The following is a 26,757-nucleotide window of genomic DNA, read 5'->3' as shown; positions in this document are numbered from 1 at the left end:
GGGCGGAAATAACGCCTGAGCTAATAATTCCACAACAAACAACCCGGATGTCCGCTGTAGCGGTACAACCGGGTTGTTTGTTGTGGTGCAGCTTCACCTTGTAAGCCAAAGAAGATGGTTAATATTAGTTAATGTCAGTCAATGGTAACGAGCCGCCATTTTCCTTGCTTAATCTGCATGAACCAGTAGTTCGGACTGAATGACTCTTCACTGTCACCCCCGTGAAGGTGATTCCACCACCGGTAATGAACCCGTTTACGTTCACCTTGGCAAGCTCTGCCGTTCTGCCTCTGGTATCCATACCTTCATCTCACCGCTGCCGCGGTTGCCCCATAGATAATATGGGATGGCCGTTACTTCAACCGGCATTTCTGCAGCCTTTGTTCTGCTGTAAAGTCCGTCATTCCAGCTCCGCTCATCTACACGGCAGCCCGCTGTTTTCACCACTACGGCTCCGCCAAGCAATCCCCCATCAAAGGTTTCCATGAAGCCTCCGGTCTTACTTATGGAAATAGAGCTCAGCAGATCGCCATTGTCAGCGCCTTCAAGACAATATACCAGCGGCCCGCGCTGAATGGCTGTCTTCCCGGCATCAGCCCGCAGGTTCGGATGGGCATAGACACGGTGCGCTTCCATCGGAAAGTTCAATTCAATCACATCATCCGCCTTCCATTCTCGGCGGATAACCACATAACCCTGTTCCAGGCTCTCGGAGAAACTCACTACTTCGCCATTTACCTTGATCTCTTCCCCATCACTCCAGGATGGGATACGCAGCGCGATGCCGAAATCCCCGGATTGTTCCGGATTCACCTTCATCGAAACCTTGCCTTCCCACGGAAAACGGCTCTCCAGGGTGATAGCCACTTCGGTCCCGCCAAGCGTGAAGTTCGATTCGTTGCCGATATACAGATTCGTATAGAGCGTATCACCATGTACTGTGTAGATATACTGATTCAGCGAAGTCAGGAGTCGCGCTACATTAGGCGGACAGCAGGCACAGCCGAACCAACCCTGGCGCTCCGGTTTCACATGATGTTTGCCGGGATTGCAGCTGCAGGCCTGCGGCCATACCTCCAGCGGGTTTACGTAGAAATAATGTTTGCCGTCTTGAGCCATGGAGCCGAGCACATTGTTGTATAGCGCCCGCTCCATTATATCCGCATACCGGGCCTCGGGAGCAAGCCTCAGCATCCGCTGGGCAAAAAAGATCAATCCGATAGAAGCACAGGTCTCTGCATAGATCGTATCGTTAGGCAGATCGTAATCAAAGGTGAATGCCTCACCATGATGCGTAGAGCCGATGCCTCCTGAGATATACATTTGCTTCTCCGTCATATTATTCCACAGCCGTACGCAAGCATCGCGCAGCGCCCTGTCTCCGTTAAGCAGCGCCAAATCCGCCATGGCTGTATACATATAGACGGCACGAACGGAATGTCCTACAGCCACGCTCTGCTCACGGACTGGAAGATGCGCCTGAAAATAGGCAAGATCGATATGGTCTGTTTTACCGCTCCAATGGGTGATTCGCCCCCGGCTCTCCCATTCCTGGTGCAGAAAGTTCGGCTCTTGTCCCCGCTGGTCGATGAAGAAGCTGCTAAGCTTCAGGTACTTCTCGTTCCCGGTAAGCAGGTGCAGCTTCACGAGTGCTAGTTCAATTTCCTGATGCCCGTCATAGCCCTTGAGCCTTCCCTCTTCCGGGCCAAAGACCGAATCAATGTGATCAACTACCCTGCGCATGATGTTCAGCAGCTTATCTTTTCCGGTAGCTTCATAATACGCCACAGCAGCCTCGATGAAATGACCGGCACAATACAGCTCATGGCAGTCCTGAAGATTGGTCCAGCGTTTCCCCGGTTCTTTAACCGTAAAATAAGTGTTCAGATAACCGTCCTCCTGCTGCGCCTCGCCGATCAGATCGATAACCTCATCCGCCTGGCGCTCCAGCCCAGGATCCGGCTTCAGCTTAAGGGAGTATCCGACTGCCTCCAGCCATTTGGCGACGTCACTGTCCTGGAACACCCAGCCTTTAAATTCTCCCGCCCTTCTCCCGGCAGCAATTTCAAAATTGGCGATCGCATGGCTTAGTTCAGCTTCCGGCACGCGGTCATGCAGTGCCTCATATTGATAAGGGATAACGACATCCTGCACCAGCCGGATGTAGCGTCCCCAGAACTCGTCTTTGATTGTTGTATTCCCCGGCTGCGTCAGCTTCTTCTCCGTAATTTTGTTCATTTTCCTCTTCCCTTCGTGTATTATTTCCCCTCGCTAATTGCTATTATAGAGGGTAAAATGAATAATAAACAGGATCAGAAGCAACCCTATTTTTGTACTATTTCACACTAATGAATATTCGATACTGAAAGGAGAGTCCCATGCCATTCGCCCCTTCCTACATTCACCTGGCTGCACCGCCATTTCCTTATTTTCTGGAGTGCAACCGTACCGTCTATCAGCCGGGAGACCAGCATCCTAACCGCAATGCTATGGGGAAATTCGACCTGCTCATTGTTGAACAGGGCTGTCTGTATATCGGTGAAGAAGAGAAGAAATGGGCTGTGCCCGCGGGCCACAGCCTGCTGCTGCTGCCGGACCGTTATCATTACTCAGCCAAGCCGTGTGAGGAAATAACCAGCTTCACATGGATTCATTTTCATACCGTCGGTGAATGGATGATTGCTGAGGGGGACCCAGTCTATGCCCGCCGGGAAAAGCACTTTCGGCAGTTCCTCACGTTTCCGTATACGATTAGGGTGCCGCAGTTCGGGCCGCTGCCGCATCCCTTTGAACGGAGCGGACAGGCGGAAATGCTGCTGCTGCTGAACCGCGCCAGACGCTCCAGCGCAGTATGGCAGCAGCAGCGGATCTTCGAGGAGATGCTGCGGATGATGGACCTGGCACAGCTGGATGCGGCAGGAAGCCATGCAGTAGAGATTGCTGAGCAGACAGAGGCCTATCTCCGCAATCATTATGCAGAAGCGCTCACCAATACGCTGCTCGCCGATGAACTGCATTTCCATTACAACTATTTAACCCGCTGCATGAAGCGTGTCTATGGGCTGACACCGATGGAGTACTTGACCGATTACCGGCTGGAGCAGGCCAAGCTGCTGCTGCTGAAGACGGAAATTCCAGTCTCTGCGATCGCGGAACGCACAGGGTTTGAGAGCACGGCCTACTTCTCACGGCGGTTCACACGCAAGATCGGTATCTCCCCGCTGCGTTACCGTAAGCGGTATTCACGATAATCCGCATGCCGGCTGCTACGGGCGGAAACATCAAAAAACCCCCGTCTCAGCCTTTATAACTGCTTAAAGCAGAAAAGACTAATTGGAGGTTTTGATGGAATTAAATTACATTTACTGTTAATATATATTCTTTTTTGCTTCGGCAAGACTTTATGTTGCAGGTTACGGTTTATCTCCGTATAAAACAGTTTATGCCGGACATCCTAACTCCACGTTCTTAACTTAAGTTGTGAAGGAGTTGTGCTAGTTATGGGTGTTCTATCCGGAAATCCCAAAGATGAACCGCTTCATTACGGTGAAATCTTCAACCTGTGGCAATTTTCCGCGTCAACTAAAATGTCCTTATCTACTTTCCAGGCCTTTCATTATCATGCAGGTGATCAGGATCTGAAAGAAGTCATTGATAATTTCATCGATCAGGTACACCGGGAAATCAAGGAATGTGACGAGCTTCTGAAAACACATGGCATCATACCTCCTCCCGGACTCCCCGACAGGCCTTCTGTGAAGCTGGAGGATATCCCCGCCGGAGCAAGGTTCTCCGATCCTGAAATTGCCGCTGCCCTTTCTGCTGCCGCTTCGTTAGGCCTCGTGGTTTGCAGCCAGGCAATGGGAACCTCGATCCGTGAGGATCTCGGGGCAATGTTCATGAAATTCCATGCCCAAATGGCTGCACTGGGGCTGCAGGTACTCAAAATGAATAAAAAGAAAGGCTGGCTGGTCCCCCCTCCGCTTCAGCTTCAGCTTAAAACTCCGGAGCCTGTGCTGGTCTAATGATCCCGGCATGTATCCCGTCTTATCCTGCGCAAGCAGGATTTTTTGCTTTCCGGCTATTTTTTGTAAGGAACAAGCATATTCATTAAGACATGCCTCATTTTGGAGATGTTGAAAATGCGCCCATTTTTGCGGTATATCGTTATATTATTGGGGGGGCTGCTTATTGCAGCGGGAACTAATTTTTTTCTTGTCCCTTACAAAATTCTGGACGGCGGTATAATCGGTATTGCCCTTATTATCAATTATATAACCGGTACAAAAATCGGACTGGCCATCATCGTCTGCAGCCTCCCCATCTTTCTGCTTGCCTGGGTAAAGGAACGGGACATTTTCTATAACAGCATTCTCGGGCTTGTTATCTCCTCGTTCCTGATCGAGCTGCTGGGGCCGCTCCAGTTTTATTTTCTCTATTACATTGAGCTCGGCTCCATCTCCAGCGCCATTATCGGCGGCTTTCTGATGGGCAGCGGCCTCGGGCTCATGCTGCGTTTCAAGGCAAGTACAGGGGGCACGGATCTGCTTGCTAAATTTCTGAAACGGTATGTTCCGCTAAATGTAGGGGTCATTATTTTTCTGACGGATATTGTTATTATCGGGGCCGGCGGTCTGCTCATCTCCAAAGAAACCTTTTTCCATTCGATCCTGACAATCTTTTCGGGGGGCGTTGCGACGGGATTATGTACCCTCGAAAACAAACCCGACAGCTCGTGGAAATAACGGTTACCTGAGCGGCTATCCCTTCACTCTGCTTCCTGCAAGATCGGCGGACGCTAAAAACAGCGCAGCCTATTGCAGCATCGAAAGAAGCAGCCGGGGAATAGCCGGGAGTGCCGCCTGCTTCTCTACAGCGCCTAGCTCATAAGCAGCCTTAGGCATACCATAGACTACGGATGTAGCTTCATCCTGACCGATGGTGTGCGCACCCTTCCGGCGCAGGGCAAGCAGGCCCTTCGCGCCGTCGTAGCCCATTCCGGTCAGCAGCACACCTATTACCTGGGCGCCTGCTGCCTTCGCTGCTGACTCAAAGAGAACATCGACCGAAGGACAGTGGCCGTTCACTTTTGCTCCGGACGCACACTCCAGCCGGTATTGTCCCCCGATCCGCTGCACACTCACCTGCTTATCTCCGGGTGCCACAAATACCTTGCCCGGGGTTACGAGATCACCATCCTCCGCCTCTTTAACCGTCAGAGCTGAGCTTAAGTTCAACCGCTCAGAGAACATCCGGGAGAACACGGGCGGAATATGCTGGACTACAATGATTCCGGGCATATCCGGCGGCAGTGCATTAATCACACTGGCAATGGCTTCCGTGCCTCCGGTCGAAGCACCGATAACTATCAGCCGTTCTTTAAGGGTTAAAGCACTTCCTTTAGTACCATTTACTGGCCAAGCTGATGTCCCGATGGTCATAGCGGGCTGAACCGGTGCCAGAATCTTTGCATGAGCGGCATTCTTAATCTTCACAATCAGCTGTTCCAGGAAATGCTGCACACTCCCGGGTGAATTCATGTCCGGCTTAGCTTCAAAATCAACAGCACCTGCGTTCATCGCCTCAAATACCGTTTCTGTTACTCCACTGACCACAATAACTGGAATCGCATATTGCGGCAGCAGCCGGCGGATGAACTCAATGCCGTTCATCTTCGGCATCTGCACATCACACAGCATCACATCCGGACGTACCCGCAGCAGCTCATCCCTCGCTTCGAACGGATCTCCTGCTCTTGCAGCGACTTCAATTAGGGGATCAGAGGAGATCCCCCGTGAGATGACTTCCCGGAATAACAGCGAATCATCCACCACCAATACCCGTATGCTCCGGGTATTCTTCATAACTGCATCCATCCCTTCCTTCAGCACAGCTGTTATTTACGGTAGACAGCCGGCATGATGTAACGGTAAGCCGTACGCTCGCGATCCAGTGATTCCGAATGTCCAATAAAGAGGTAACCCCCCGGCTCCGTCCATTCATAGAATCTACGCACCAGCCTGTCGCGGGTGGCCTGATCGAAATAAATCATTACATTCCGGCAAAAAATGGCCTGGAAACGCCGGGTAAACGGAAAACATTCCTCCATCAGATTGAATTTGCGGAAAAGCACCTGGTTGCGGATAATCGGCTTCACCGATAATCCCCCGCCTGCCGAAGGCTCAAAGTATTTTTGGATCCAACGTCCGGGCAGCTCTTGTAAAGCATCTGCCCCATATATTCCTCTGCGCGCCGTTTCCAGCGCCGTTTGGCTGATATCTGTGGCGAGCAGCTGTGTATCCCAGCCGTTCCTGCCGCCGGTGAAGGCTTCATCGATGAGCATCGACAGCACATATGGCTCTTCCCCGCTGGAGCAGCCGGCGCTCCACACCCGCAGATCCCGATCGCTCCGGCGGTTCATAAGCTCAGGAAGCACATTTTGCTGGAAATAGGCAAAATGTCCGCGCTCCCGCATAAAAAAAGTATGATTCGTGCTGATTTTATCCACAAGCAGCGCCAGCTCCGCTGTGTTGCTGCGGCCCTGGCCCTGGAGGAAGCGGTAATATTCACTAAAGCTGGTCATCCCTTTGTCCTGAACAATTTTCTGGAGCCTGCCTGCCATCATCGCCCGCTTCTCCATCTTGAGGTGAATGCCCGCACGGGCTTTGATCAGCTCCGCAAGCTGGGCAAACTCCATATCCGTCATCGAAATCATAAGCTGTATTTGCCGAACTCTTTATCGCTGAGTGCAATCGTTACAGGAGCAGCAGGTGAACTGTCCTTCGCCCATGCCTGTGCCGGAGCACTTCCGATGCTCTGTTTATTGCGCGACATTTGCTCCAGCATCCGCAGAACCTCGGGATTCAAGTCCTCCATGCCGGCAAAAGCATGCTGGCCCTGCTCCTTCAGCTTGAACCTTGTCACCTGGTCGCGCATCAGTTCAGCCTGGCTGGCCAGCTCTTCACTGGCTGCAGCGGTTTCCTCCGAAGTGGCCGAGTTGGTCTGAACCACCTGGGAGAGCTGAATGACTCCCTGATTAATCTGACTGATGCCTGCAGCCTGCTCGGTGGAAGCCGAAGTAATTTCTGCGATAATCTCGGCAACCCGAGAGACATCACCGACAATCTGCTCCAGTGCGGATGCGGTTGCCGAGGCGATTTTCGTGCCGCCCTCCACTTTTTTGATTGAGTTCTCAATCATTGCCGTAGTTTCTTTTGCTGCACCTGCCGAACGCGCTGCAAGATTACGCACTTCCTCCGCGACAACCGCAAACCCTTTGCCGTGCTGGCCCGCTCTGGCCGCTTCAACCGCAGCATTCAGGGCAAGAATATTCGTCTGGAAGGCGATCTCGTCGATTACCTTAATAATCTTGGAAATGCTGTCCGAAGACTCATTAATCTGCTCCATAGCCACCAGCATATCCTTCATTTGTGCATTGCCCTGCACGGCATTGCTCATGGCACCTTGTGCCAGGCTATTGACCTGCTCCGCACTGTGGGCATTCCGGGAGGTCTGTGCAGCAATCTCTTCGATCGATGCTGTCAGCTCTTCAATGGAGCTGGCCTGCTCTGTTGCACCCTGAGAGAGCACCATACTCGACTCCGACATTTGCTTGGAGCCTGAAGCCACCTGCTCAGACGCTGAGCGGATATTGCCCATTACCTCACTTAACGTGCCCGACATGCGCCGGAATGAAGCCGACAGCTGGCCGATTTCATCCTTCGCTTCGCTCCGGACATCCACATTCAAGTCACCGTCAGCGATCCGGTCCGCTGCACGAACCAGTTCAACCACCGGTTTGCTAATCATCCGGGATACAGCTAGACCAAGCAGTACCGCCAGAATTACGGCAGCCGTTACAACAATACCCAAGATCAGAATGGTCCGGGCGGCAGCTGCCGAGTTCTCTTCGGACTTTTTTAATCCCCTCGTCTCTTTGCTTTCGAACAGGCTGTCAATATACTCATTCGTCTTGGTAACGCTATTAAGAGCTTCGTGATAGAAATACCCAATCGCTTCTTCGCTCCGTCCGCTGCCTGCCATGCTAATCGCCTGGTCACGCACCTGATTATACTCACTAATTGATGCTTTCAGATTATTGAAAGTAACCCGGGTCTCCTGGGATTGGATGCTTTTCTCGAAGGCGTCCAGGTTGCCCGCAAGCTGCTTATCCAACGTTTCAATTTTGTCCAGAATCTCATTTAAATCCTGGGATTTGTGGTTAATTAGCGCATCACGGGTAAGCGACCGGATTTTATGAAACTCAATACCGGACTTCCCTATGTCACCCACTCCGATTCCGTAGTTAACATACATATCCGAATAGTTGCGGTCAATCCTGTGCAAGTTAACAATCCCCACGACCCCTACAATACCGGCCATTATTGCGACAATAATAAACGAAGAGATCAATTTGGTGCTTATCTTCATATTGTTAAACCATTTCATCATCATCTTCTCCTTATTCGTTCGGCTGAATTGCATTACCGGGCCGTTCCGGCTCGGCATCCCGGAGCAGTTTAGCACAGTCAAGAAGCAGCTTCACTCCATGAGCGGTTTTACCGATACGTGTAACAAACCTTCCGCTGCCCGGTGAATCCGGCGCCGGCACAATCTCCTCCGGCGGGATGGGCAATACCTCCGATACACTCTCCACAATTAATCCGAGAATCTCATCCAAAATATCGATTACGATTACGCACGTGCGGTCGTTATACGGCTGCGGCTCCATTCTGAAACGCAGTCTTACATCCATCACGGGAATGATTTTACCCCGCAGATTAATAATACCTTTGATATATTCCGGGAGATCCGGGATTCCGGCAATCGGTTGAAGACCGATAATTTCCGTCACATATTCAATTTCAATTCCGTAAAACTGGCGTCCCAGCGAAAAAATCAGATATTTATCCCGCTGTGTATCCTCCTCCGGCGATTCTTCATATACATTGTTTCCAGCCACCGGAACACCTCCTGACTAATCTAGAAATTAATATCCTAAGCGCTATAGCTAATGCAAAAAACAATTGATGCTGAATATAACCCTGCTTCAATAAGAAATAGCAGCGGTATTCATCGCAGAGGTTAGCCGGATGACATCAAGAATCAGGCTGATGCTGCCGTCACCAAGCAGTGTACAGCCGGCAAAATGCTTGCTGCCCGCACTGTTCTGAATATAATCCGGGAGCGCTTTCACCACTACTTGCTGTTGACCAAGTAATTCGTCTGCGAGCAGGCACAGGCTGCGTCCCTCATCTTCTACCATGATCAGGATGCCTTCCTCTATCGAAGCTGTGCTCCGGGCTGTTCCTGAGAGATGGTGCAGGCGGAGTACCGGATAGCATCCGCCCCGCACCATAATCCACTCATTTCCATGCGGATCCAGGAGCAGGTCTTTGGCGTTCGGCCGGAAAGAGCGGACGATCGATGCTGTCGGCAATGAAAACCGTGAATCGCCAACCCCAACGTTCATAGCATCAACAATTGCAAGTGTTAGCGGAATCCTCAGGGTCACTGTTGATCCTGCACCGGGCACACTGTCCACAGTTGCCGTGCCTCCGACCTGCTCCAAATCCTTGACAACGACGTCCATCCCGACGCCCCTCCCGCTGAATTCACTGACGCTGTCTTTGGTGGAAAAACCCGGGTGAAAGATCAGTTTGAAGATCTCCTTATCACTAAGTTCCCGTTCATCCCGGGTCAGCAGCCCGTTCTCGAGTGCACGGCGGACAATTTTATCCCGGTGCAGCCCCTTGCCGTCATCCCTAATCATAACCATCACATCCCCCCCGGAATGTTTGGCTTCAAGTGTCACAGTTCCGCTCCGCGGCTTGCCCGCAGTGAGACGCTCCTCAGGTGGTTCAATACCATGATCCAGCGCGTTGCGCACCAGATGCATCAGCGGATCGGACAAATGCTCAATAATATTTTTATCCACTTCCGTCTCTTCGCCAAGAATCACAAGAGTAGCCTCTTTATTCAGCTTCCGGGTCATATCTCTTACAATCCGGCCCATCTTATGAAACGTGGCAGCAAGGGGAACCATACGCAGCGACATAACCACATCCTGCATTTCAGCCGAAATCTTGCGCAGCTGCCTGGCCGCTTTGCTGAAGTTGTCCAGCGTCCCGCTCACAGCGGCCAAATCCGGATTCTGTGTTACCATTGTCTCAGCAATGACCAGTTCTCCGATCAGGTCCATTAGCTTGTCCATTTTCGCCACATTGACACTAATCATTGTCTGGTGTGCAGGAGGGAAGTTCCCACTCTCCTTAGGCTTCTTCCCCCCGGCAGTCTGAAGAGTAAAATCCGGCATTCGTGCAGCTAACTCATTGGTATGGAGTGGCTGCTCTGTCTCTTGCATTAGTGGTGTAAGATGTTGAATAGCAGAAGGCCGCTCTTGAAGCTGTTCAAGTTCCATTACGCTAACATACGGGGCATTCCGCAGAAAATCAGCTATCACTTCCCGGCGAACAGCGGTTTCCAGCACAATCACAAATCCGTCCCGGCGGATGACATCCGCGCTGTCCGGATTTTCTATAATATCCTCCGGCTGGAAGGTAAACGTGCAATCCAGTGTCTCATCCAGTCGGTGAATCACGGTGAAGGCGCGGATATTCTCCAGCTGGCAAGTCTCTTCAAAGCGCAGAAGCGCTCTATAACATGAAGTTCCTGCTGCACCAGCATCGGCAGCTTGCCGCATACCGGCAGAATGCTGCAGCTTCGCGGCGTCCGCATCCCTCTCTGCAGCCTCGCTTGCAGACCGGTTTTTCAGATATTGCAAATAGGCTGCCAGCTCATCTGCCAGCGCAGAGGCGTCTCCATCTGCCGGATCTCCATTTCTGATCTTAATCGTCTCCAGCTTGGTGAAATCAATCCCTTGAAGAATAAGATCCGATAGCTCAGAACAGTCATAAGGGGCTTTCGGGTGGTCGCGCAGATAAAAGAATAAATCCTCCATGGCATGCGCGAGTGCGGAAATATTCGTATACCCCATCACGGCCGCCGAGCCTTTGATGGTATGCATAATGCGAAAAATGAGGTTGATATCCTCTACCTTAAGCGAATCCTGCTGCTCACTGGCAAGGATCGAATCTTCCAGCTGCTGCAGAGATTGCAGGGTTTCGAATATGAATAACTCAAGCAGTGATTCTTCCGGAAAAGAGCCTGACATAAAATTCTCCTTTCGGCCTATTTCTATTAGGAATGTGTGCTTCTCTTTCTGATTTCTCCCTTTTTATATCGTAAACTGGAAATAAAAAGTTAATATCTAGTTAAAACTTTCAATAAATTTTTATTATTTCCGTAAATAACAGCAATTGAGGTTGATCTTTTGTGAAATTGAGGCGACAATCGGATATATAACACTCCAGGGGAGGATCGAACGAAGTTGGATAGCTTAAGCAATAACAGCAATACCTCCGCGCATGATATTATTGACCTGTGCCTGCTGGCAGGTAAAATCATGCTGCAAAGCGGCGCGGAAACCTATCGTGTGGAGGACACCATGTCCCGCATGGCAGCAGCCTTAGGTTTTCCCGGAGCACACAGCTATGTGACCCCTACGGTTATTATGTTTACGACGAGCAGAACCGAACCGGTAAAGCTGTTCCGGATCGCAGAACGGACGACCGACCTGCAAAAGGTGTCGGAGGTCAACGATATCTCCCGCCGTCTCAGCGAGCGCCAGCTCACAGCAGCCGAAGCCCGCGAGCGGCTTGGGGCTGTTGACGATGCCGCGCATGCCTACCCGGCCTGGCTGCAGATCGCTGCAGCTGCACTCACAGGTGCATGTTTCACTGTAATGTTCAAGGGCAGCCTGTGGGATGCCCTCCCGGCCCTCCTCGCGTCCGCATTAGGCTTCGCCGCTGCAACCTACCTGCACCGGCTTGTGCAGATCCGGTTTTTCGCAGAGTTCAGCGCTTCGTTCCTGATCGGCCTGCTAGCTTTCCTGTCTGTCAAAGCTGGCATCGGCCAGGAGATGGACAAGATTATCATCGGCTCCGTGATGCCGCTCGTTCCGGGTCTGCTCATTACCAATGCCGTCCGTGATCTCATGGCCGGACATCTGGTCTCGGGCCTGTCCAAGGGAGCCGATGCCTTCCTGACTGCATTTGCGATCGGGACAGGGATCGGACTTGTGCTGTCGCTTTTCTAAAATAAATGGTGTGAAAGAGGTCAACCCTTCATGATTTTGCAATTGATAACCAGCTTTATTGCCGCTGCTGCATTCTGCATTCTGTTCAATGCGCCAGGGCGAGCGCTGCTGCAATGCGGTTTCGCCGGAATGGTGGGCTGGATACTGTATTTGCAGCTTGATGAGCGGTGGGATACAGTGATTGCCACCTTCTTAGCCACCGTCGTTGTCGGTGTGATCAGTCAAATCTTTGCGCGATCCTTCAAGATGCCGGTCATTATCTTCAGCGTCGGAGGGATTATTCCGCTTGTCCCGGGGGGACTGGCGTATGATGCCATGCGTAAGTTCGTGGAGAATGATAATAATCAGGCGATTCAGTTTGCCGTGCAGGCCCTGCTGCTATCTGGAGCCATCGCCACCGGTCTTGTGCTTAGTGAAGTGCTCGGACAAATCTTCCGGCGGAAGAAAGCTTAAGGTATTCGAAACCTTACAGCTTACATAGATAACACAGCAAAGTCCGCCTGCCGGCAAGGCATTTCATCCTTGCGGCAGGCGGACTTTGCTATGCTCTGCTGCTCCTTAAGCAGCTTCTAGCTGGAGGACGATTGGCCGATAATCTTCTGATAACTGGCAATATCCAGCCACTGTCCGAACTTGTGGCCGATTTCCTTGAACAGGGCGCTCTGCTCGTAACCGTGTCTGGTAAACAAGCGGCGGCTTGGCTCATTATCCGCACATACCGTAGCGACCAGTACATGGAACTTAAGCTCTGCTGCCCGCTCTTCAATAAACCGTAGCGCTTGTCCGCCGAGTCCCCGCCCTCCGCTGCCCGGCTTCAGGTACACACTGATCTCACCGGAGGTGTCATACGCCTGTTTATTTTTATGTCTGGTTATAAGAACGTAACCCTGTAAACTGCCGTCCTGCAGGATGGCATAGGATTTGAACCGCGGGTCGCTGCTTAGCACGGAATTGCGCATTTCCGGCAAGGTCTGTGGTTCGGTATGGAAAGAAACTGTTGTATTCAACACATAATAATTATAAATATCCAGCACCTCAGCCAGGTGTTCCTCCTTGATCTCCTCAAAAGACAGCCCTTCAGCAATGATGTTCCCCATATTTAATCCTCCCAGATTGAAGTCTCTAATTGGTCGACGAACCGGCGCAGCTTGCCGGCGATTTTAAGGTTGATTGCACCGTTCTGGTACATTTGCTGTACCGTATCCCGCTGCTCCTGGATCGCCTTCAGCTTAAGCTCAAAATTCTGATCGTCGATTACGCCTTCCTTGCTCCATCCGTCTCCTTGCTCAAGCCGTGACTCCATCTTCTCATATTTGTCAATGACCAGCTGTGCAGCTTCTCGGTTATTCTCATTGATCCCGCTGCTGACAGCAGTGACTGCCGCCTGGCACATCGCTATTTTAGCCTTTCGGGCCTCTTCGGCATTCTGTATCACCTGGCGGCCCTCACTGCCGTTCAGCCGCCCGCTGAATATCCCGGAGAGAAGACGCTGAATTTCGGTCAATGAGAATTTCACCTGCGTATCGAAGCGCCGGCACAGGACGGCCTCCTTATGATCCAGCAGTTCTTCCATCTTCACCGCGACGGGTGCCGGCAGCATACCGTTCTCCGTCATCCGCCGCAGCTCCGTCCGTTCTGCCTCCAGGCCGCTCAGCCGGGCTTCAATCCCTAAGCGGCGGAACTGCTCCGCTTTAGGATCGTTTTCGGTTTTGAGACCGCAGAGGCGGTCGATTTTGTCGGTAAATTCCAGCAAAGCAGGCTGGGCCTGGCCCCCTCCCGACTCGGTGACGAGGCTCCGGAGCATCGTCATGCCCGCATCAATCACAACTGATCTTGCAGCCAGCTCCGGATTCCCCGTGCCTTCCTTCAGAATAACTGCTGCAGTCTCCTCTTTCTCTGCCAAAAGCGGTAACAGGACACTGGCAATCAGCAGTGACATCAGAATAACGCCTGCCGCAATCGCAATAATCAGGTCACGCTGAGGAAACAGTGAACCGTCTCCCAGAGTCAGAGGAATGGAAAAGGCCCCGGCTAATGTAACGGCTCCCCGTACACCAGAAATGGAGGTAATCAGCTGTGATTTAAGCGGCGACTGCTCCACCTTCAGGCGGCGGCTTTCAAAGATTGAATAGAAGTATATCCAAAGAAACCGCAGCACAATTAACAGCATCGTAATGACCAGAACATAGCCGGCTACCATAAAGTTATTAACACTTTGATCATGGTAAATGACCTCTACGACATCCGGAACCGACACCCCGAGAATAAGGAATACCATCCCGTTGAGGATAAATAGCAGCACCGACCAGGTGCTGGCCGACACTAACTGCAGCTTATACTGCGGTGAGACCGCACGGTCCTTTTCGATCGCATTGACTACACCGCCGGCTACGACCGCCAGGATGCCGGATACTCCGATCTCTTCACTGATCAGATAGATGATGAACGGCGTAAGAATCTGAAGCAGTACATGCATGGTGACATCCTCCATACCGAACCTGCGCAGAAATACGCTTAACCGGATCAGCAGAAAGGACAGCAGTGCCCCGATCAGCAGGCCGCCGGCCGCAATCAGGACGAAGCTCAGTGCCGCTTTGGGCAACGAGAAGACTCCGGTAACCGCAGCGGCAATGGCAAATTTAAAGGCGACCAGACCGGAAGCGTCATTCATCAGTGATTCGCCCTCCAGTATCCGGTGAATACTGCCAGGCAGATGCACCCTTCCCGCCAGCGAACTCACCGCAACAGCATCGGTCGGTGAGAGAATTGCGGCCAGCGCGAACGATGCCGCGAGCGGAATTGCAGGGATCATCCAGTGGATGGCATATCCGGCCACAAATACCGTTACGAAGACCAGCCCCAGAGCGAGCAGCAGAATGGGCGCCCGCAGATTCCATAGCTCATCGCGCGGTGTCCGTTTGCCGTCATTAAACAATAGCGGCGCAATAAATAATAAAAAAAACAGTTCAGGTTCAAAGGACATATGTATTCCTGTCGGGACCATTGCGGCAATTACACCCAGCCCGATCTGGATTAGGGGAATCGGCACAAACGGAATAAACCGGTTCACAATATTTGATGCCGCAATAAGCCCGAGCAGTAAAAGCACGGCAAGAAAAGTCTCCAAGCTGCATCAACTCCAATCCAATTTTTTTCTATTATTATATCCTAAACCCCGCTGCTGCGGCAAAGAAGAGCAAAACGATACCAGGCCTATCCTCTACACGAACAAAGAACAAAAAGAGACAAGCCGTATCCTCCGGCATTGCCCCCTCTAGTACGGAACGTATAAACCTTTACGATTTCGCTTGAACCGATAGTTAATTACTCTGAGGAATCGTCATCAGCTTAATGCCAATGTTCCATGGATCTGTAAGCGTAACCCCGTCCGCTGCTTCTGTCACAGCATATCCTGCTTGGCGTACCCGATCTGCCACATCAGCAACCTCCCGGCTATCCGGCAGCTGCAGGGTGAAATAATCAATTCCCGGTGCATCATCCGGTGTTGCTGGCGCGCCTTGACCAGCCCAGATGTTCAGCCCCATATGGTGATGATAGCCGCCGGCCGAGATGAACAGCGCTGAATTCCCGTAATGGGTGGTAGGCTCAAAGCCGAGCGCATCGACATAAAATTTCTTAGCCTGGGCAAGATCACCCACATGAAAATGAACATGTCCGATCACGGTACCTGCAGGCAGGCCGTTCCAGATTAAGCCTTCGGAAGCAGCCAGCAAACCATCCACGTCTACCGGGTCGGTGGTCATGATATAGTCTCCTTCAGCATCACGTTTCCATGTGTCGCGCGGACGGTCGCGGTACAGTTCAATCCCGTTATTATCGGGGTCCTGAATATAGAGTGCTTCGCTCACAAGATGATCACCTTGACCAACTTCAATCTCTGAGTCGATCAGGTTGCGCAGCACCAGGCCGAGACTTGGGCGGTCCGGCACGAGAATCGCAAAGTGATACAACCCTGCGCCCTTACGGGGTTGAATCCGGGCATGCTCAATTTCCCGCAAAACGAGCAGCACCTGCTGTCCGTCTGCCGTCAATTCCGCTACGCGTCCATGCGTGCGCAACACCTTAAGTCCAACCACATTCTGATAAAAAGCGAGTGAACGCTCCAAATTGCTTACTCTAATCTGTACAAGACCGATTTGAACATCCTCATGCAATGTCGCTGTTGCTGTCATAATAACCCCTCCTATAGGTATGCCGCTTTCATTGAACCTATTTCACACGGCTTAGTTTTAACCTCTGCTGCTAATAACATCCACCTGTAACTGTTACCGTTACACTTTAACTAACTTAAGTATAGTAGTTGTTTAAAAGTTTGTCAATTACTTTCGCAAATCAATACCGCTGGTTCACATGAGCAATCACTTTCTTAACACTTTTCATCTAATGATTCTGTCTCCTCTGTATATACGAGTCTCTGACATCACTGTCCGGACCCACTCGAGGATTTCGGCCTTACTGAACATAAACTCGTTGTCCACCTTAAAAAAAGGCAGCCTATCTCCGTTAAATACTCCATTGTTGCTAAGGATACTGTTCTCCGCTTTGATGATGTTCAGCACCTGATCCTCCTGCAGATTCAGGAATTGTGCCGTTTCTTGAAGCGTCATTACCGCTTTGTCCTTAGACCGGGCCTGCTCCATCAATGCAGCCTGTGTCTTGGCCTCCGTCTCGGTCTCTGCAATCTGCGCTTCTATCTCCTTATCCGTGCTTGAGGCTCTTTCATTGCCAAGAATCAGACAGCCAATGATAAGTGACAAGCCCAGAATCAAGCTCGCCGCCAAAACAGTGATTTGATTTGTATTCATCTGCATCTCCTATTCCCCTTTTCCAGCATGTTCGACCAGCCAGCAGTCCCTTGGTCCGCCTTCATGCCATTCATGCTTTATAAGCCGTTTTTTCCGTACAAAGCCATTTTTCTCGTACACATGCAGCGCCCGCTGATTCCAGCATTGCGGGTCCATGACAATTTTACCGGCTTGCTTTACCTCTATCAGGTACTGTACCGTTTCTTTGACCAGCTGCGATCCGATCCCCCGGTTCCAACAGCAAGGCTCGCCAATAAACTGATCCATGCCATAGATGCTGCCGGCAAATTCCGAATAGCCGTAAATCCCTCTCTCCGTGTCACCTAGCGGATAAAACTGGAGGTACCCGATATCCTGTGAATTGTACCGGACAATGCCCCGTCCTATATCCTCTGTGTCATCACTATAAAAATGCTCCAGTACCCTATCCATATCATGCGGACGGTCGCGTCCTTCGTAATACTCCAGTACTGACGGATCCGACAGCCAATTGACCAGCAGCGCTGCATCTCCCGGCTCTAAGCTTCTGACATCTACTTCTCCGTTACCATATAAAAACAAAGTAATCACTCCTTTTAAATAAAGCATATGGTCCTTATTGTCAGTCTAATTTAACTGGAATATTGTGTAAAGGAGCGGCGCTCATAGCAAAAAAGTAGCCCTGCCGGCGTCCGGCAGGGCCAAAGTCTATTATAAGGGGGGGTCATGTGATTACTATAACGCCCGAAGCTTAAATAAAGATGAAAAGGACATAAAGGTTTGCTGAATTTGGACGGATACTGCCAGGCGAACAACAAAAGGATCCCGCCGAGGCACGGCAGGATCCGACTACAAATGTATCCACTGGGGGTGGAGACCTTAACTATACTCCCCGAACCTTAAAAGCAGATAAAATCCTGCTGAAAGCTTTCTTAAATTTGGGCTGAACATAGTTTATAACTAGACCACAGGAATCTGGTTCACAATCTGATCCAATGTAACTTCCTGCAGCACATTCTCCATCGCTTTCTGGGCCAGCGAGAAGACCGGCACAATGGCACCAGCAATATTCTTGCCTACAGGACAGTCAGGATTCGGATGATCATGCAAGGAAAATAAACTGTCTTCCTCCACTGCATTTACGGCTCTATAAATCTGCAGCAGCGTAATTTCCGCAGCACTGCGTGTTAGCTTCGCTCCGGCTACACCAGGACGGACATCCACCAGGCCTGCTTTGTGCAGCATTCCTGTTAACCTGCGGATGACGACCGGATTGGTATTCACACTGCCGGCAATCCACTCTGAGGTGCTTTTGCCTTCTTTATTACTGTCAATTAAAGTCAAAATATGAATAGCGACCGCAAACCGGGTGCTGATATTCATGGGTATCTCTCCTTTGGAGCCTTCAGACAAAAAAAGCTGTAGATGCAACAATAATAGTTACATTTTAAACCGTTGTCAATCCTGCTAGCAGCTCACGGACCCGGTCAGGGTGTTTTTTGCTGAGCCGGGTTTTGCCCAGATTACATTTCACAATCCTTATCATCCGAACATCCCCGCTCTCCGCCAGTCTGCGCAGCAGGGCAAAACCTTCTTCTGGTTCAGCGGCCGCAAAGAGGCTGAGGCTATACTCCAGACCTCTGGACAACACCCGGAAATGCTCAGGCTCGCAATCCTTAACAGCTCCATGCAGGATACCGTCCGTAATTTCAGCTGCCAAGTCTAGAGCGTATAGCACATGGTTACGGTTTTTGAGCAGCGGCGGATGGGCAAGGGCAGCGACAAAAGCCCGTTGCTCCAGAAGAGCCGCATCTTTCCTCCAGCCGTCAAGCAGATCCGCTAGAAGCCTGAAATCGGACTCCCCTATGCTTTGCAGTCCGATCGCAGCCGCCTCGCGAACCCGCCACCTAGCATCATTCATCGCCGCTTTTAGCATGCTCTCCACCAGACACCGGCGCTCTTCATCTGCATTAGCGTAATGGGCCCCGCAGGCCTGAACTGCACAGAACGGCAGAAATTCACCAGGAGCATCTACCCAGGAACACAGCAGCGCCCAGGCTGTATCCGGTATGTCTGCATCTGCAAAATATTGCGCAAAGCCTGCTGCCAGCTCCAGATTGGCACGCGGTCCGGGCAGCCCGCTGTTGTTATGCATATGGCCCTCCAGTAGCGGCCAATGCTCCCGGTTCTCAATCCACTGCTGAAACTGTAATGTCTCCGCCTGTCTTCCACACATCCCTGATAACCCCCTCTCTGGCACACTTTATTGTTTCTTAACTATACCTTCAATAATATATGGATAGTCAATCTGCTGCTTTACAGCCAGCATTGCCTCTTCTCCTGCCAGCAGCGACAGTAGATACAAGCCCAGATCGATTGAAGCCGATACCCCGCCGCCAGTTATAACGTTGCCATCCTGAACGATACGCGCTTTTATTACACTTCGGCAGTAAGGCTCCAGCAAATCGTAAGCAGAGGGATGTGTTGTAGCGCTGGACCCGTGCAAGAAACCAGCGGCACCCAGCAGCAGCGAACCTGTGCACACGGATACTTTATAAGGAGCTGCTGCTGCACCGCGCAGCCAGTTTATGAATACTTCGTCATGACGGAGCTTCCTTGTTCCGAGTCCGCCCGGCACAAAAACCAGATCATATGCCGATAAATCCGGCATTACACGGCTGATTTTCATTGTCAGACCCATCTCATCAGTGACCTCATCCGTAATGCCGCATATATCCCATTCCAGACCTTTTCCAGTATCGGATTGTCCCAGCCTGCGGATCACATCATAGAAACCGGAGAAATCCAGAAATGTCATCCCGTCAAAAAGAATAAAGGCGAGCTTCACCGGGTCTCCTCCCTTCTCTTGCGGACAAATTGCTGTTCATCACTCTGAATCATAAGCCTGCAAAGCAGCCGGCAGCGCCTGCACCACCACATTTCCCGCAGCCGGAAGACCCAGCAGTACAGCACTAATAATCTCCTCCCGCGTAGCCCCAAGCTGTTTGGCATGCTTCACATGAAACGGCAAACCGCTCTCCAGCCGAACTGCAGCTAAGACGGCAATATAGGCAATTTCTTCCGTCTTGGGATCAAGCCTGCTTGCGGCATCGAGCTTGTGAACCGCTTCCATCCAGGCCTGCTGCTGCTCTGGCGCTTCCTTCATGAACGTCATAAACGAATTACTGACTTGCGGCGAATCTTCCATATCCAATCCCTCCAGTTTGTTTAACCGTAACAGTTCTACACTAGCGTAAAGAAGCCAGGAGTTCGGTTAAACGCGTCACAAAACAGGAATATTTTGCAAAATACACGCCCGCCGTGCCATCCTGTCCAATAACAAATAGGCTGCTCCTGATCGCCATGTGATGGCAGTTTGGAACAGCCTCCGTTTACTTAAATGAAGTCTGAGGATACAACTATTGAGAACGGCTGCCTATGCACTTGTCAGAATTATCGGTTTGCCTTTTGTCACGATAATCGTATGCTCAAACTGGGCAACCCGGCTGCCACCTTTGACACTCAAGGTCCACCCGTCGCTCTGCTGCTCCGCAAAATCCGCCCCGGTTGACAGGAAAGGTTCGACCGTGATCACCTGCCCTTCCTTAAGCACTGTAGTTTCACGCGGATTATAGAAAGGCAGGATTTCGAAAGGCTTCTCATGCAGGGATTTACCGATCCCGTGGCTGCAGAGATTGCGGATTACCTTGTAGCCGCGTTTGCGTGCTTCCATTTCCATCACCCGGCCGATCTCATTTACTTTCATGCCTGCACGGAGATGGTTGATCACATTCATCATCGTCTCCTCGGTGCTGCGGCACAAGCGGATAAGTTTCTCATCGTACGGAGGCAGCTGAAAGGAAACCCCCGCATCCCCGTAATAGCCGTTCAGCACAGCAGAAACATCAATATTGATCAGATCTCCAGGCTGAATGACTCTGGGACCCGGAATGCCATGAGCCACCTCTTCATTGATACTGATACAGGTGCTGCCCGGAAAATTATAAGTCACTTTAGGAGCAGATTTTGCGCCAAAATGCTCCAATATCTCTGCACCGACCTGATCAAGCTCTGCCGTTGTCATACCGGGAACGACTCTGCGCTTCATCTCCGCAATCGTATAACCGACCACTTTTCCCGCCTCTTTCAGACCTTGCAAATCTTCTGCTGTATCACTCGTCATCTGTCCACTTCCCTCTCGCGCCGGTATCCGTGACGGATTCCACCAGCTGCATCTATGATTTAATATATACCCTGCACATTACAGTAGTGCCTATACCCGGCTCATCCGGCCGTTTCTGATGGCAACCGCATAATCGTTTCGCCCCTTGCTGTCCGCCATTGCGGCAGCAGCTTCCCAGTCATACTCCACCAACCTATGCTGGATAGTCCAGCTGTTCGGTCCCTCGCTTCTCCAGCACAGACAGTAACTGGCGAAGTTGGTGCCTGACTCCATCACATGGGGATATGGCGCTTCATCTTCATAGGCCGGCAAACCGACACTTCCCGCATTGACTGCCTTCTTCCCGCCAGGTAAATCGATGGATTGAAATACATGGCTGTGTCCGCAAAAAATAATTCTTTCCGTTATCCCCTGCAGCTCTGCTGCCAGCGCTATCGGCTGCTTATAAACCACAGTGCCATCCAGCTGGACCTGCTCCAGCAGATAACGGCCATTGTTCCAAGGCGTACCATGGCAGAACAGCAGCTCATCATAGCTCCAAGTCCCCCGGAAAGAGGAAATCCATTCTTCCTCGGCAGTACTAAGCAGCGGCTTCACCTGCTTGTATGTAAGCGAATCGCTTCTTTCCTGCAGCAGAATTTCATCGCAGTTGCCCATTATATTCACAATTTCCGGCTGCTCCATCAGCAGGGTTGCTGTACCCACCGGATCTATAGGGCCAAACAGTGTGTCGCCCAGATTCACGATGAGGTCTGCATTCCGGCTCTCTAAATCCTGCAGAACAGCCTCAAGAGCAAGCCTGTTGCTATGGATATCTGAGATTACTGCAATTACGTTGTACATAGACATCCCCATCCGTTGTTTTATAAGGCAGTCCACGGCTTATTGAACTTTTTGAAAAGCTGAACCAATCCAGCGGTATGTAATTTCCACCTGCTTACCGAGCGAATTATTATATTGGCTTACTTTGAAGCCCCCTTCGGTTTCCGTCAGCTTCACGGAATATCTCCCTGAAGCGCTGACAAATAGCTCGGGTGTCCGGTTGATCGGCAGTTCCTCAATCGAACGGTCTATGTTCAGAGTGAACAGCTTGAATACATTTCCGTTACTGGAACCATACTGTCCAATCGTAAAATCCGGATTGCCATCGCCGTTGTAATCACCGAATTCAATCTGGAAAAAGCTGCCGAACTCTAAAGTTTCCCTATACTGTCTGCTCAGGGGATAAGTGCTTAAAATATCTCCCTGTTCTCCCGTAACGGTCAGCCGGAACTGCCCGCTCCATTTTCTCCCAGCAATGGGGGAAAGCGCGGTCCAATCTTCGCTGTACTTGCCGTCAATCAGCTCCATGTTTAAAAATTCGGGCCGCCCTGTCACCTGGGGCAGCGGATTCCGGGAAAGGGTGAACGGGCTGTCTAAAGTGACCTTCGCCACTTCTGCATCCGCAGCAGTCTGATCTCCTCCGACAAAGATAGCCGTCCTCAGCCGGTCGGCATATTCGACAGGTATAGTGTACACGGTGCTGCTGCGTTCCGCTGACAGCAGCAAGCCCGGATTTCCTGAATCTCTTCCCAAATTCACAATATACTCCTCTGTATAGCCGTCGCCAAAGGTCAGTTTCATTCTGAAATCGTAATCGTAATCCAGATCCCCCGGAATTCGCTTACTTTTGTTCATGGCGTCCGCCATGTCCTTGATAAACAAGACATCCGTAAACGTTTTGGATTCAAAAGGCGCCTCCTTCTGCTCACGATCCAGAGGAATATATTCAAGGTAAATATCCGTAATCCATCTTGCATTAATGAATCCGTAAGCATTCTGGCAGCCGGTTAATAAAACGATCAGCAATAATGGCAAAACAACCAGTAACCGCCTGATGGGTTCCACCTCCAAATCCATATGTATCTTTCAATTATACCAGTGTCTATAAGGAGAATAAAATGCAAAGCACTATGTACCTTTAATAAAATATAAAAAAGACCGTTCCGCAGCATATTAACGGATCGGTCTTAAACCGGAAGGCATGATATGAGCTAATTAATCACGCCTACAGCCTTCAGCCAGGCATCAGCAATAAGGGCATGGCCTGCCGGTGAAGGGTGAACACCATCGCCTGCCCAGAAAGCAGGCTCTGCCTTCATCGAAGCGGCCGCGAACAAGCCGTCAAGCGGTACTAGCAGCGCACCGTATTCACGCGCTAATTCACGCACAACATGGATTTTCGGATCAAGATCCCGGCGCCATGTCTTGCGGTCATCCGGCACCGGCAGCACGAACGGCTCAACTAGCACCAGCTTGGCCTCCGAGGATTTCTTAGTACGATCAATCAGGTCCCGGTAAGCGGCTTCAAACTGAGCAGCAGTCGTTTCCTGACCGGAGTCCATATAGCGCCAGGTATCGTTGACCCCGATATAAATCGAGACCCAGGTTGGATTCAGACGCAGGCAATCCCTATCCCATCGTTCCTGCAAATCGACAACGCGGTTGCCGTTGATTCCCCGGTTAAAAAACGCTAGCTTCTTCTCCGGATACTGTAGCCCGAGGCGTGCAGCTACCATCAGGGCGTAACCGACACCCAGTGATGAAGCATCTTCATAATTCCGCCCGCAGTCAGTGATGCTGTCACCGATGAAAACAATAACATCATTATCCTTGAGTCCCATCTACATAATCCTCCCATAAAACTGCTTAATAGTATAAACATGCCTATTATATCAAACGGAAATCAATATAACATCTCCTATTATCGTTAGGGCACCAGTAAAATAATCACCTAACAGAACCGATTCAAACTAGCTTCTGCAGCAAGAAGCACCTGTTTAAAGGCCTCACTTCTGTCCTGCCGTCCTCTTCGAAAATAAAGGCTGCGCAGGAAGCTTTTACTGTTAACCTGAGCGATGCGCTGGCTGCGGCCCGGCGGCCAATCCTTACAATCGCCAAGGCTGCCGATCCAACCGGAGATGCTGTTCCAGGGCAGGCGTCCCTGTACGATCATCGTATCCACAACCGTAGCCATCCGCTCATCCTCTTCCTCTACGAACAGGAACATCCGATTTTGCAGCATGTCTTTGATAGCCTCCAGCACTTCCAGCTGGACCTCCTCACCGCTCTCAGGGCACTGAACCAGTTCATCCAGTGCATCCGCACCATGCGCTGCAGCGTGAGCCCATCCGCCGTCCTCCACATATCCGCGCAGGTCTTTCTCCTCACGGTAATAGCGGAGCAATGCATCCTTCAAAGCGCGGTATTCCTCCGCAGAGAGAAACGGCTGTTTGATATGCAACTGCATAATCAGCGCTACCGGAAGGACAGAGAATGTCCGCGTAAATACGCTGTCATCCTCCGTACTGCCGATTTCATAGAACAGATGCTGCTCATCAAGCAAGACATTCAGGAAGCTGCGCAGCTCCTCTGCGGTAAACAGCCGCTTCTTTAGTATCCACTGATAAAATGTAGGATAGATCAGCTCATCCCGCAGCTCAGGCTGCGGATCTCCGATATATTCCAGCATGAGGTGGATAAAATCCGTATATGCTTCACCATCACGTAGCTGGTATTCTTCGGCCTCAATTCTTTGCAGATCAACGATTAGCCTCGATCTTGAATCACTCATCACTTTCACTCCTTTACCCTACAGATCAACCCAGTCTAAATCCATTTCCAGAAATTAACTATGTAAAATTGCACAAAAACCCCTTCAAACTCCCGAACCTCATGCAGGCATGAGTATTTCGGGAGCTTTGAAAGGGCTATATTCAAGGAGACTTAGTAGGCTAGACTGAACAAACCATTAACATGGGTCAGATAACGGATGTTGCTCGCTTCCTTCATCATTGTTGCAGGCAGGCCTTTGAGCGGAGTCGAGTTTCCGCCGATAATCGCCACACCGTCTTTACGGCCCAAGCTGGCCAGTGTACCCGAATTCACCGGGCTGAAGGTTTCCAGCGATTTGTTGTTCAGGCTGGCATAGAGATTATAGCCGATCAGCTCGCCCATCTGCCAGGCGATTTGCGCGGTTGGCGGGTAAGGGCGGCCATCCGGCGCGAAGTATACAGCGCTGTCTCCGGCAACGAACACATCTTTGTGGGAAGTGGATTGCAGGAAGTCATTAACGGTTGCACGTCCGCGGTTCACCTCAAGACCTGATTCGCCGACCAGCGGATTGCCTTGCACGCCGCCTGTCCAGACGAAGGTATTCGCAACAATCTTCTGACCATCCTTCAGATCAATCGTGTTGCCTTCGACATTGGTAACGGCCAGACCCGTCAGGAACTGCACTCCGCGGGCTTCAAGGCTTGAAGTAGCACGCTGGATCAAATGATCCGGCAATACCGGCAGAATTTTCGGGCCGGCCTCAACTAACAGAAGCTTGATTTCCTTCGGATCTATCCCGTAACGTCTGGTAAGCTTAGGCAGTACATCGGCAATTTCACCTACTAGCTCAACGCCTGTCAAGCCGCCTCCGCCGATCAGAATTGTTGCATCCGCCGGATTTTTAGTTGCGGCATAATCACGGATCCGGGCTTCAATATGGGCATGAATGTTTTTGGCATCTTCAGCTGATTTCAGCACCATGCTGAATTTCTCCAGACCCGGAATTCCGAAATATGCCGTCGTGCTGCCCAGACCTACCACAAGTGCATCATAGGAAAGGACTGTACCGTCAGACAAAGCAATTTGCTTGTTGTCAACGGAAAATGATTTCACTTTAGCAATTTTGAGGTCAATATCTTTACCTGCAAACAGCTTTGTAAGCGGCATGGCAACAGCCTTCTCAGAGATGCTGCCTGCAGCCAGACGGTGAAGCTCCGTAATAATCTGATGCGTCGGGTACTGGTTAACCACTGTAACCTTCGCTTCAGCTTTACTCATATATTTGCGCACAGTTAAAGCACTCAATAAGCCGCCGTACCCTGCTCCTAGAATTACGATATGTTTTGACATCATATATCCTCCGTCCTTACTTGTGTGTTATGAAATTAGGATTCTATTTCTGCGTGCTGCGTTCGCCGCTGACTTGAAGATAAGCATTCAGGAAACGGAGCATCTTTTGGACCTGAGGGTCTTTAACCATTTTCATCATTCCAAAAAGACTGATCGTTTCAGTGCTTTCGTTGGCACGGTCTTTTGCTTCAATTACTGTAGCAGCCATGTTTTTCACAGAACCAACCACCGGCTCGGCAATTTCCTTGATAGCCCCAACCGTATCATTTTTAAGCACCTCATCTGAGGCAACCGCCTGTACGAAGTCAAACGATTTGGTTAGTACTCCGACCAGCTGTGTTAACTTAGGCAGTTCTTCCACCAGCAGTGTGAGCGATTCCTGAACCTCAGGTTTGAGCAGCTGATCCAGTAAATCCTCTTTGGTGTAAGCCGGTTTACCTGCTGTTTGTTCTTCTGTAGGCAGGGTTTGAGTGATAGTTTCTGACATATTAGCCTCTCCTCCGTATTCACTTAATACTGCATAATTAAAATCCACAAACTCAATGTGCCTATTATACCACCCATAATGTTAATTATGTCACAAAGTTTTTGCCTGTATATCCTTGTTTTGTGATAAAAATCACTTCTTTAATGTCATTTTTGCGAAATATCTTCTTTTTTCAAAATAA

Annotated in this window: 27 protein-coding genes; 5 read left to right on the top strand and 22 right to left on the bottom strand. The window is 50.8% G+C overall.

The annotated features are described in order from the left end of the window. Window positions 1-261: 261 nt before the first annotated feature. Window positions 262-2,238, bottom strand: a complete 1,977-nt coding sequence (locus tag JRJ22_RS10615; RefSeq protein ID WP_206104421.1) for a glycoside hydrolase family 127 protein — start codon at window positions 2,236-2,238, stop codon at window positions 262-264. 140 nt (window positions 2,239-2,378) lie between these two features. Between JRJ22_RS10615 and JRJ22_RS10610 the strand changes: the two genes are divergently transcribed. From JRJ22_RS10610 to JRJ22_RS10600, 3 genes are all read left to right on the top strand, one after another. Continuing rightward, on the top strand, window positions 2,379-3,251 hold the full coding sequence (locus JRJ22_RS10610; protein ID WP_206104420.1) for a helix-turn-helix transcriptional regulator: 873 nt from the start codon (window positions 2,379-2,381) through the stop codon (window positions 3,249-3,251). A gap of 249 nt (window positions 3,252-3,500) precedes the next feature. After that, the gene (locus JRJ22_RS10605) at window positions 3,501-4,025 is read left to right on the top strand and encodes a DUF3231 family protein (protein WP_206104419.1); all 525 of its coding nucleotides are present in this window, start codon (window positions 3,501-3,503) and stop codon (window positions 4,023-4,025) included. A 117-nt stretch (window positions 4,026-4,142) separates the two neighbouring features. Then, window positions 4,143-4,745, top strand: coding sequence for a YitT family protein (locus JRJ22_RS10600; protein ID WP_206104418.1), 603 nt, complete (start codon window positions 4,143-4,145; stop codon window positions 4,743-4,745). Between the two features lie 69 nt (window positions 4,746-4,814). On the opposite strand, the gene JRJ22_RS10595 is transcribed toward JRJ22_RS10600, so the two are convergent. The 5 genes from JRJ22_RS10595 to JRJ22_RS10575 form a co-directional block, all read right to left on the bottom strand. Further along, complete coding sequence (locus JRJ22_RS10595) at window positions 4,815-5,864, bottom strand: protein-glutamate methylesterase/protein-glutamine glutaminase (RefSeq protein ID WP_206104417.1); 1,050 nt, start codon at window positions 5,862-5,864, stop codon at window positions 4,815-4,817. 32 nt (window positions 5,865-5,896) lie between these two features. Further along, on the bottom strand, window positions 5,897-6,715 hold the full coding sequence (locus JRJ22_RS10590) for a CheR family methyltransferase (protein ID WP_206104416.1): 819 nt from the start codon (window positions 6,713-6,715) through the stop codon (window positions 5,897-5,899). Then, window positions 6,712-8,484, bottom strand: coding sequence for a methyl-accepting chemotaxis protein (locus JRJ22_RS10585; protein WP_206104415.1), 1,773 nt, complete (start codon window positions 8,482-8,484; stop codon window positions 6,712-6,714). Before JRJ22_RS10585 ends, JRJ22_RS10590 begins: the two co-directional genes overlap by 4 nt. Then, window positions 8,462-8,962, bottom strand: a complete 501-nt coding sequence (locus JRJ22_RS10580) for a chemotaxis protein CheW (RefSeq protein WP_206104414.1) — start codon at window positions 8,960-8,962, stop codon at window positions 8,462-8,464. The genes JRJ22_RS10585 and JRJ22_RS10580 overlap by 23 nt, the downstream gene beginning before the upstream one ends. An 87-nt stretch (window positions 8,963-9,049) precedes the next feature. Beyond that, complete coding sequence (locus JRJ22_RS10575) at window positions 9,050-11,173, bottom strand: chemotaxis protein CheA (RefSeq protein ID WP_206104413.1); 2,124 nt, start codon at window positions 11,171-11,173, stop codon at window positions 9,050-9,052. 216 nt (window positions 11,174-11,389) lie between these two features. On the opposite strand from JRJ22_RS10575, the gene JRJ22_RS10570 reads away from it, so the two are divergent. Beyond that, complete coding sequence (locus JRJ22_RS10570) at window positions 11,390-12,157, top strand: threonine/serine exporter family protein (RefSeq protein ID WP_206104412.1); 768 nt, start codon at window positions 11,390-11,392, stop codon at window positions 12,155-12,157. A gap of 30 nt (window positions 12,158-12,187) precedes the next feature. Continuing rightward, window positions 12,188-12,610, top strand: a complete 423-nt coding sequence (locus tag JRJ22_RS10565; protein ID WP_206104411.1) for a threonine/serine exporter family protein — start codon at window positions 12,188-12,190, stop codon at window positions 12,608-12,610. Window positions 12,611-12,726: 116 nt separating this feature from the next. Here JRJ22_RS10565 and JRJ22_RS10560 read toward each other — a convergent pair whose 3' ends face one another. From JRJ22_RS10560 to JRJ22_RS10485, 16 genes are all read right to left on the bottom strand, one after another. Next, window positions 12,727-13,254 (bottom strand): GNAT family N-acetyltransferase, encoded by a 528-nt coding sequence (locus tag JRJ22_RS10560; RefSeq protein WP_206104410.1) that lies wholly within the window; start codon window positions 13,252-13,254, stop codon window positions 12,727-12,729. Between the two features lie 2 nt (window positions 13,255-13,256). Continuing rightward, on the bottom strand, window positions 13,257-15,284 hold the full coding sequence (locus JRJ22_RS10555) for a Na+/H+ antiporter (protein ID WP_206104409.1): 2,028 nt from the start codon (window positions 15,282-15,284) through the stop codon (window positions 13,257-13,259). A gap of 193 nt (window positions 15,285-15,477) precedes the next feature. Next, window positions 15,478-16,350, bottom strand: coding sequence for a VOC family protein (locus tag JRJ22_RS10550; protein ID WP_206104408.1), 873 nt, complete (start codon window positions 16,348-16,350; stop codon window positions 15,478-15,480). Between the two features lie 204 nt (window positions 16,351-16,554). Further along, window positions 16,555-16,983, bottom strand: a complete 429-nt coding sequence (locus JRJ22_RS10545) for a hypothetical protein (protein ID WP_206104407.1) — start codon at window positions 16,981-16,983, stop codon at window positions 16,555-16,557. Between the two features lie 9 nt (window positions 16,984-16,992). Then, window positions 16,993-17,544 carry a GNAT family N-acetyltransferase gene (locus JRJ22_RS10540; protein ID WP_232381102.1) on the bottom strand — a complete coding sequence of 184 codons (552 nt, stop codon included), beginning with the start codon at window positions 17,542-17,544 and terminating at the stop codon, window positions 16,993-16,995. 378 nt (window positions 17,545-17,922) lie between these two features. Beyond that, window positions 17,923-18,345: an Rrf2 family transcriptional regulator gene (locus JRJ22_RS10535; protein WP_206104405.1), complete on the bottom strand. Its 423-nt coding sequence runs from the start codon at window positions 18,343-18,345 to the stop codon at window positions 17,923-17,925. 64 nt (window positions 18,346-18,409) lie between these two features. Continuing rightward, window positions 18,410-19,198: a hypothetical protein gene (locus tag JRJ22_RS10530; RefSeq protein ID WP_206104404.1), complete on the bottom strand. Its 789-nt coding sequence runs from the start codon at window positions 19,196-19,198 to the stop codon at window positions 18,410-18,412. Window positions 19,199-19,225: 27 nt separating this feature from the next. After that, complete coding sequence (locus tag JRJ22_RS10525) at window positions 19,226-19,810, bottom strand: DJ-1/PfpI family protein (RefSeq protein WP_206104403.1); 585 nt, start codon at window positions 19,808-19,810, stop codon at window positions 19,226-19,228. Between the two features lie 39 nt (window positions 19,811-19,849). Further along, window positions 19,850-20,170 (bottom strand): carboxymuconolactone decarboxylase family protein, encoded by a 321-nt coding sequence (locus tag JRJ22_RS10520; RefSeq protein ID WP_206104402.1) that lies wholly within the window; start codon window positions 20,168-20,170, stop codon window positions 19,850-19,852. Between the two features lie 228 nt (window positions 20,171-20,398). Beyond that, on the bottom strand, window positions 20,399-21,145 hold the full coding sequence (gene map, locus JRJ22_RS10515; protein WP_206104401.1) for a type I methionyl aminopeptidase: 747 nt from the start codon (window positions 21,143-21,145) through the stop codon (window positions 20,399-20,401). Between the two features lie 90 nt (window positions 21,146-21,235). After that, entirely contained in the window at window positions 21,236-21,988 is a 753-nt protein-coding gene (locus tag JRJ22_RS10510; RefSeq protein WP_232381101.1) for a metallophosphoesterase family protein, read from the bottom strand. 39 nt (window positions 21,989-22,027) lie between these two features. Then, the gene (locus JRJ22_RS10505; protein ID WP_206104399.1) at window positions 22,028-23,002 is read right to left on the bottom strand and encodes a YhfM domain-containing protein; all 975 of its coding nucleotides are present in this window, start codon (window positions 23,000-23,002) and stop codon (window positions 22,028-22,030) included. Between the two features lie 176 nt (window positions 23,003-23,178). Continuing rightward, complete coding sequence (locus JRJ22_RS10500; RefSeq protein ID WP_206104398.1) at window positions 23,179-23,808, bottom strand: SGNH/GDSL hydrolase family protein; 630 nt, start codon at window positions 23,806-23,808, stop codon at window positions 23,179-23,181. A gap of 110 nt (window positions 23,809-23,918) precedes the next feature. Further along, on the bottom strand, window positions 23,919-24,758 hold the full coding sequence (locus JRJ22_RS10495; RefSeq protein WP_206104397.1) for a DUF2785 domain-containing protein: 840 nt from the start codon (window positions 24,756-24,758) through the stop codon (window positions 23,919-23,921). Between the two features lie 152 nt (window positions 24,759-24,910). Then, complete coding sequence (locus JRJ22_RS10490; protein WP_206105082.1) at window positions 24,911-26,089, bottom strand: NAD(P)/FAD-dependent oxidoreductase; 1,179 nt, start codon at window positions 26,087-26,089, stop codon at window positions 24,911-24,913. A 43-nt stretch (window positions 26,090-26,132) separates the two neighbouring features. Next, entirely contained in the window at window positions 26,133-26,576 is a 444-nt protein-coding gene (locus tag JRJ22_RS10485; RefSeq protein WP_206104396.1) for a helical membrane plugin domain-containing protein, read from the bottom strand. Window positions 26,577-26,757 lie beyond the last annotated feature (181 nt).

The sequence above is a fragment of the Paenibacillus tianjinensis genome, from assembly GCF_017086365.1.
GTDB classification, from domain to species: Bacteria; Bacillota; Bacilli; order Paenibacillales; family Paenibacillaceae; genus Paenibacillus_AQ; species Paenibacillus_AQ tianjinensis.
This window is presented reverse-complemented; position numbering and strand designations above follow the sequence as displayed.